The 6,923-nt window shown below is 71.5% G+C and carries 7 protein-coding genes; 3 read left to right on the top strand and 4 right to left on the bottom strand.

Features of this window, described 5'->3' with window-relative positions:
* The 3 genes from GXY15_08165 to GXY15_08155 all read left to right on the top strand — a co-directional run.
* The coding region (locus GXY15_08165; GenBank protein NLV41190.1) for a PASTA domain-containing protein at positions 1-2,232 on the top strand (2,232 nt) is incomplete at its 5' end.
* Positions 2,233-2,480: 248 nt separating this feature from the next.
* Positions 2,481-2,849: an RNA-binding protein gene (locus tag GXY15_08160; GenBank protein ID NLV41189.1), complete on the top strand. Its 369-nt coding sequence runs from the start codon at positions 2,481-2,483 to the stop codon at positions 2,847-2,849.
* Between the two features lie 147 nt (positions 2,850-2,996).
* Complete coding sequence (locus GXY15_08155) at positions 2,997-3,599, top strand: glycerol acyltransferase (GenBank protein NLV41188.1); 603 nt, start codon at positions 2,997-2,999, stop codon at positions 3,597-3,599.
* A gap of 10 nt (positions 3,600-3,609) precedes the next feature.
* Here the strand turns inward: GXY15_08155 and GXY15_08150 are convergent, their stop codons facing one another.
* Genes GXY15_08150 through GXY15_08135 form a run of 4 tightly spaced genes read right to left on the bottom strand, consistent with a single transcriptional unit; the run spans position 3,610 to position 6,908 of the window.
* Entirely contained in the window at positions 3,610-4,224 is a 615-nt protein-coding gene (locus GXY15_08150) for a M23 family metallopeptidase (GenBank protein NLV41187.1), read from the bottom strand.
* Positions 4,224-5,225 (bottom strand): tRNA epoxyqueuosine(34) reductase QueG, encoded by a 1,002-nt coding sequence (gene queG, locus GXY15_08145; GenBank protein ID NLV41186.1) that lies wholly within the window; start codon positions 5,223-5,225, stop codon positions 4,224-4,226. Before queG ends, GXY15_08150 begins: the two co-directional genes overlap by 1 nt.
* Positions 5,203-6,399 carry a glycosyltransferase family 4 protein gene (locus GXY15_08140; GenBank protein ID NLV41185.1) on the bottom strand — a complete coding sequence of 399 codons (1,197 nt, stop codon included), beginning with the start codon at positions 6,397-6,399 and terminating at the stop codon, positions 5,203-5,205. The genes queG and GXY15_08140 overlap by 23 nt, the downstream gene beginning before the upstream one ends.
* On the bottom strand, positions 6,396-6,908 hold the full coding sequence (locus tag GXY15_08135) for an N-acetyltransferase (protein NLV41184.1): 513 nt from the start codon (positions 6,906-6,908) through the stop codon (positions 6,396-6,398). The genes GXY15_08140 and GXY15_08135 overlap by 4 nt, the downstream gene beginning before the upstream one ends.
* Between the last annotated feature and the right edge of the window lie 15 nt (positions 6,909-6,923).

Here is a 6,923-nt window from a genome sequence, read left to right as displayed (position 1 = left end):
GCGGGCACGGAAGTGCTTCCGAACACGGCGGTGGACATTGAAGTCTCTCTCGGTCCGGCGCCGGTGGCCGTGCCCGACGTGGTGGGCCTGACGCAGGCCGCCGCCGAGGCGGCGCTCACGGGCGCGGGCCTGACGCTTGGCGCGGTGACGGAGTCCTACAGCGACACCGTCCCGGCGGGCCAGGTGATGAGCCAGACGCCTGCGGCGGGCACGGAAGTGCTTCCGAACACGGCGGTGGACATTGAAGTCTCGCTGGGTCCGGCGCCGGTGGCGGTTCCGAACGTGGTCGGCCTGACGCAGGCCGCCGCCGAGGCGGCGCTCACGGGCGCGGGCCTGACGCTTGGCGCGGTGACGGAGTCGTACAGCGCCACGGTGCCTGCGGGCGACGTGATGAGCCAGACGCCGGTTGCGGGCACGGAAGTGCTTCCGAACACGGCGGTGGACATTGAAGTCTCTCTCGGTCCGGCGCCGGTGGCCGTGCCCGACGTGGTGGGCCTGACGCGGGCCGCCGCCGAGGCGGCGCTCACGGGCGCGGGCCTGACGCTCGGCGCGGTGACGGAGTCGTACAGCGACACGGTGCCCGCGGGCGACGTGATGAGCCAGACGCCTGCGGCGGGCACGGAAGTGCTTCCGGGCGCGGCGGTGGCCCTTGAGGTCTCGCTGGGTCCGGCGCCGGTGGCCGTTCCGAACGTGGTCGGCCTGACGCGGGCCGCCGCCGAGGCGGCGCTCACGGGCGCGGGCCTGACGCTTGGCGTGGTGACGGAGTCCTACAGCGCCACGGTGCCTGCGGGCGACGTGATGAGCCAGACGCCGGTTGCGGGCACGGAAGTGTTTCCGGGCGCGGCGGTGGACATTGAGGTCTCGCTGGGTGCGGCGCCGGTTGCGGTTCCGAACGTGGTGGGCCTGACGCGGGCGGCCGCGGAGGCGGCGCTTGCGGACGCGGGCCTGACGCTTGGCGCGGTGACGGAGTCGTACAGCGCCACGGTGCCTGCGGGCGACGTGATGAGCCAGACGCCGGTTGCGGGCACAGAAGTCGCCGCCGGCACGGCGGTGGCCCTTGAGGTTTCGCTGGGTGCGGCGCCGGTTGCGGTGCCGTATGTGGTGGGCCTGACCCGCACGGCGGCCGAGGCGGCGCTCACAGGCGCGGGCCTGACGCTTGGCGCGGTGACGGAGTCGTACAGCGCCACGGTGCCCGCGGGCAACGTGATGAGCCAGACGCCGGCTGCGGGCACGGAAGTTGCGGCCGGCACGGCGGTGGCCCTTGAGGTCTCCCTGGGTCCGGATCCGGCCTCCGACCGGCCCGTGCCGAATGTCGCCGGGCTGACGTGCGCCGAGGCGGAGGCCGCCCTTGCGGCCGCGGGCCTGACGCTCGGCACGGTGACCGAGGCGTACAGTGAAATCCTGGCCGCGGGCCTGGTCACCGACCAGAATCCGCCGGCCGGCACCCCGGCCGCCCCGGGCACGGCGGTGAGCGTCGTCCTCTCGAAGGGGCCGGCCCCCATCCTGGTGCCGAATGTGGTCGGTCTGACGCGGGCCTCCGCGGAAGGCGCGATCACCGTTGCCCGCCTGGTCGTCGGCACGGTGACCGAAGAGTACAGCGCAACCTTCCCGGCGGGCCGGGTGATTTCGCAGAATCCCGCCGGCGGCGTTGAGGCCGGGGCCGGGTCCGCGGTGAGCTTCGTGGTCAGCAAGGGCGCGCGCCCCACGGCCGTCGAGATTCCGGACGTGACCGGCATGGCCCGCCCGGCTTCCGAGGCGGCCCTGGCGGCGGCCGGCTTCGTGGCCGGCGCGGTCACGGAGGAATACAGCAGCGTTGTCGCCGCGGGCGCGGTGGTGCGCCAGGATCCTCCGGGTCGCGTTCTCGCGGAACCCGGCACGCCGGTGGCCCTGTCGGTGTCCCTGGGCGTGGATCCGGCGTCCTCCGGGACGGCCCGGGACCTGCTGGCAGAGGTGTTCGACGAGCTTGACGCCGATGGCAGCGGCACGCTGAACCTCGCTGAGGCGCGCGCGCGGATCTGGAACATGACCCCGGTCCTGTTCGCCGCCCTCGACGCCAACGGCGACGGTGTGCTCGACCGCGGCGAGCTGGAGATGGGCGGCTGCGGCGGCTGCAGCGGCTGCGGCAAGGCCGGCCTGTCCACGGAGTCGCTGAAGAGCCGCCTGGGCGACCTGTTCCTCGGGGCGTTGTCCCTGGTGGTGCTGGGCGTCGTCTCCCGGGCCGGACGCGGGTAACGATTGGAACGGATTTTCGCCCGCCGCGCGGACCGCGCGGCGGGCGAAAAAATCCGAAAAAAGGGAAGCATTTTTGCGCGCTTTCTGTTATAATGCCGGTTGCTTTGGGACGGCCACTGTGCGGCTGTCCCGGAATTGCACGTCGATCAGCTCCTGTGGTGTCTTTGTGAATTTGTACTCCGTCAGCGCTGACCCGACTGCCCAGACACCCGGGCGGAACGCCCGAACCGAACAAGGAGTTGATCGGTATGAACATTTTCGTGGGTAACCTTTCCTTCAACACGCGTGAGGAAGATCTTCGGGAGGCCTTTGAGGCCTACGGTCAGGTCTCCTCGGCCCGCATCATCACGGACCGCGAAACCGGCCGCTCGCGCGGCTTCGCCTTCGTCGAGATGCCCAACGGCGACGAGGGTTCCGCCGCGATCGCGGCGCTTGACGGCCGCGACGTGGACGGCCGCGCGCTGAAGGTCAACGAGGCGCGTCCGAAGGAAGAGGGCGGCCGCGGCGGCAGCGGCGGCGGCGGTTACCGCAGCGGCGGCGGCGGCGGCGGCGGCTACCGCGGCGGCGGCGGCGGTGGCGGCGGCTACCGCGGCGGCGGCGGCGGCTCCCGCTACTAGTCCAAGACGGCCAACTGTTCCGGCCGGGCATCCCTCCGGGGTGTCCGGCCGGTTTTTTTTCAGCGGTCCGGATGCGCCTCACGCCCCGGTTGGGGTACAATCCCTGATTGCTGCCGGACCCCGGAGGGGGAGCGCCAGGGAAATTCCATGCCCCGTTTCACCATCTTCGACACGCCGTTTGTCTCCATTCTGGGCCGCCTGTGGGCGCGCGTCTTTCTCGGCCTGATCGGCTGGAAGAAGGAGGGCGAGCTGCCGGACGTTCCCAAGTTCGTCATGATCGCCGCGCCCCACACGACCAACTGGGACCTTCCGGTCATGCTGGCGCTTGGATTCCTCATGCGGGCGAAGCTCTTCTGGATGACCAAGGAGTCGGTGTTCCGCTGGCCGTTCCGGGGCTTTCTGGTCTGGCTCGGCGGCATCCCCATCGACCGCAGCAAGCCCAACGGGGTGGTGGGCCAGTGCGTGGACCTTTTCGGGGAGCGCGACCGGCTCATCCTGGCCGTGCCGCCCGAGGGCACCCGCAAAAAGGTCCGCGCATGGAAGAGCGGCTTCTACCACATCGCCGTGGGTGCGGGCGTGCCGATCGCCCTGGGCTACCTCGACTACAAGCGCCGCCGCGGCGGCGTGGGCGGCCTCTACCATCCCACGGGCGACTATGAGAAGGACCTGCGCGAGATTCAGGCCTTCTACCGCAACGTCACCCCCAAGTACCCCGAACTGACCTCCCTCAACGACATTTCCGAAGAATGACCGTCACGGGTCACTGCGGCGGCGCGTTGCCCGACGTGTAGCGGCAGAACATGCGCGGCACGCCGCGGTGCCGGTCCATGTCGGCGAAGGACACGGGCACGGTCTCCCCGCGCGCCGGGTCGCTGACGTGGAAGTGCAGGTGCGGCAGCATACTGTTGCCCACGTGCCCGCTCAGCGCGATCACCTGCCCCCGCGCCACCCGGGCCCCCTCCGCCACCAGGCTGCCGTCCTTCCGGATGTGCAGATAGGATCCCAGCGTGCCGTCGTCGTGGCGGACCACCACCCGGTTGTTCGGCCACCGGTACCCGTGGCCGTCATTTTGCTGAACCACCGAAACCACCTCGCCCGCACGGGCGGCGCACACCTCCGACCCCTCCGGCATGGCGAAGTCATAGGCGAAGCGCTCCCCCTCCCGGTGGCTGACAATGCCCCGGTTGCCCTGCACGCACAGCCATGTCTTTCCCGCCGGGAACGGCAGCCGGTAGGGGGAGTCTGCCGCACCGGGGTAGGCGTCCAGATCCGTCGGGCCGGTGAATACAAAATAGGCCGCCGCCAGCGCGGCGAGCAGCGCCAGCGGCACCAGCAGCAGAACATGCCCCGCCCGCCGGCCGATGAGTTTGCGCATCACGCGTCCCCCCTGTTCCGCCGGACGGCGCGCGCGTTGCGGCGCATGCCCTCCAGCCCGGCGCGGCGCACGGGGGTGCCGTTGAACCGCGCGCCGAAGGTCCCCTCCGTCATGTCCGCCAGCGCGTCCAGGGGCGGACAGGCCGCCTCCGGCCGGAGCAGAAAGTCCGGCTCTGCGGTTCGCGGGGCGCGGCGGTTCCAGGGGCAGACCTCCTGGCAGGCGTCGCAGCCGAACACCCAGTCCCCGAGGCGGCTGCCCACCTCTTCGGGAACCGCGCCCTTGTTCTCTATGGTGTGGTAGGCGATGCAGCGGTTTGAATCCACCACCCGGGGCGCGACGATGGCGCCCGTGGGGCATGCGTCGAGACAGGCCCGGCAGGCGCCGCAGCGGTCCGCAGCCGGGGTGTCGGGGGCCAGCTCCGCCGTGGTCAGGAGCGCGCCGAGAAACAGCCACGAGCCCAGCTCCCAGTGGAGGAGCAGGCTGTTCTTCCCGATCCATCCCAGTCCCGCGCGGGCGGCCCAGGCGCGCTCGCGCACGGGGCCGCTGTCCACGCAGGCGTAGTGCTCCGTCTCCGGGGCCAGCTCCGTGAGGCGTTTTCCGAGCAGGCGGACCCGTGGCAGCAGCACGCGGTGGTAGTCGCGGAAGCAGGCATAGAGCGCCACCTTTCCGTGGTCCGGGGGCGTGGGGGGGCGCGGCTGGGCGTAGCCCGCCGCCACCACCACCACGGAGCGCACGCCGGGCAGTTTCAGCGCGGCGTTCTGGCGCAGGTCGCGGGTGCGCCGCATCCAGTCCATGCCCGCGGCGTGGCCGGCGTCCATCCACGCGTCAAAACCGTCGTCCGCCTCGGCGGTTGCGGCGGCGACGCCGCAGGCGTCAAAGCCCAGGGCGCGCGCGGCGTCCTTCACGGCGCGGGAGAGCGATTCGGGGTCGTCGGGCGGAGGGGAGGGGAGGGGGGCGTCATCCGGGCGGGGGCCCACGTCACCGCTCCAGGGCGCGGCCATAGGCCGCGAGGAGATGTTCGGCCTGGTGGTCCCAGGCCAGGCCGTTCAGGATGCGCTCCCGGCCGGTCTCGCCGCGCCGCGCGGCCTCTTCCGGATGGTCCAGCAGCTCGGCGATCTTGTCCGCGAACTCCCGGGGGTTGTTCGGCGTCGCGTAGAGGGCGGCCTCCCCGGCGGAGGCGCGGGTCTCGGCGAGGTCAAAGGCCACCACGGGTTTCGCCATGCCCATGTACTCCAGCACCTTTACCAGCGTCGAGAGGTCGTTCAGCCCGATCTTCGGGTCCGGGCACACGCAGACCGACGCGGTGGCGATGGCCTCGAACACCTTCTCCTGGCCGACGAGCCCGGTGAAGGCGACCCGGTCCGCGACGCCCAGTTCCGCCGCCAGCGCCCTCAGCCCCGGCACCGCGGGGCCGTCGCCCACCAGCAGGGCGCGGAAGTCGTCGCGCGCCTCCGCCAGCGCCGCCACGGCGCGCAGCAGGTAGTCCAGCCCGTCCTGTCCGCCCATCATCCCCACGTAGACCAGCAGGTGCGGTTTCCCTTCCCGGAGGGCGGGGTCGGGCGCGGCGCAGCGCAGGCGCGACAGTTCGGGGCCGTTGCGGACGACGAACACGTCGCGCGGGTCCCTGCCGCCGCGCTCCAGGGCGATGCGGCGGTAGGATTCGTTGGTGGACATGACCACATCCGCGAGACGGAAGGTCAGGCGCTCGAAAAAGAGAAGGGCGCGGTGGAGCCCGCTGCCCGCGCGGCCGCCCTTCGAGATGTACAGCTCCGGCGAGAGGTCGTGGTGGTCGAACACGATCCGCGCGCCCAGCAGGCGGAAGGGGAGCGCGGCGAAGACGAGCAGGTCCGGCGGGTTGCATGTCTGGATGACATCGAGGCGGCCGCCCAGGCGGAAGCGCAGGGTGAGCAGGAACATCGAGACGAGTGCCAGGCCGTATTCCAGGACATAGGCCTTCAGGCCGCCCTCCGCCTCAACGAGGCGGAAGCGCCGCACCTCCACGCCGTCAATCACCTCGTGGGCGGCCGTGTCACGGTCCGCGCCGCGCGGCGAGACCACGCACACCCGCCACCCGGCGTCGCGCAGGGTGAGGGCCTCGCGCCAGACCCGGCGGTCAAAGGGGACCGACAGGTTCTCCACAAGGATCAGGGCGCGGCGTGTCGGGGGGGCGGTCATGCCGTCGGGGGTTCCGCGCCCTCCTGGGGGGCGTCCGGGGCGCGGCGGAGGAAGCGGGCGGGGCTTCCGGCCCACAGCTCGCCCGGGGGCACGGATTTGGTGACCACGCTGCCCGCGCCGACCATGGCGCCCTCGCCGATGGTGACGCCGCACAGGACGGTGACACTGGATCCGATGGAGGCGCGGTCGCCCACGTGGACGGGCGCCACCTTCCAGTCCGCCTCGGTCTGCATCGAGCCGTCCGGGTTGACGGCGCGCGGGTACTTGTCGTTGGTGAAGGTGACGTTGTGCCCGATGAAGACGCCGTCGCCGATGGAGACGCCCTCGCAGATGAAGGTGTGGCTGGAGATTTTGCAGTCCGCGCCGATGACGGCGTTCTTCTGGATCTCCACGAAGGCGCCGATTTTCGTGCGCTCGCCGATGCGGCAGCCGTAGGCGTTGATGAAGCACGCCAGGCGCACCCCCTCGCCGAGGGTCACATCGGGCGCGATGCGGTTGTAACTGTCCATGAAGGGGCTCCTTTT

The organism is Candidatus Hydrogenedentota bacterium, from assembly GCA_012730045.1.
Classification (GTDB): domain Bacteria; phylum Hydrogenedentota; class Hydrogenedentia; order Hydrogenedentales; family CAITNO01; genus JAAYBR01.
Note: the sequence above shows the minus strand (reverse complement) of the source record. Positions and strands in the feature narration are given on the sequence as shown.

What these genes read in the sequence shown, in the direction of transcription:
- GXY15_08160 (NLV41189.1), top strand. Translation starts at nt 2,481, where the DNA reads ATGAACATTTTCGTGGGTAACCTTTCCTTCAACACGCGTGAGGAAGAT.
- GXY15_08135 (NLV41184.1), bottom strand. Translation starts at nt 6,908, where the DNA reads ATGGACAGTTACAACCGCATCGCGCCCGATGTGACCCTCGGCGAGGGG.
- GXY15_08155 (NLV41188.1), top strand. Translation starts at nt 2,997, where the DNA reads ATGCCCCGTTTCACCATCTTCGACACGCCGTTTGTCTCCATTCTGGGC.
- GXY15_08140 (NLV41185.1), bottom strand. Translation starts at nt 6,399, where the DNA reads ATGACCGCCCCCCCGACACGCCGCGCCCTGATCCTTGTGGAGAACCTG.
- GXY15_08150 (NLV41187.1), bottom strand. Translation starts at nt 4,224, where the DNA reads ATGCGCAAACTCATCGGCCGGCGGGCGGGGCATGTTCTGCTGCTGGTG.
- queG (NLV41186.1), bottom strand. Translation starts at nt 5,225, where the DNA reads ATGGCCGCGCCCTGGAGCGGTGACGTGGGCCCCCGCCCGGATGACGCC.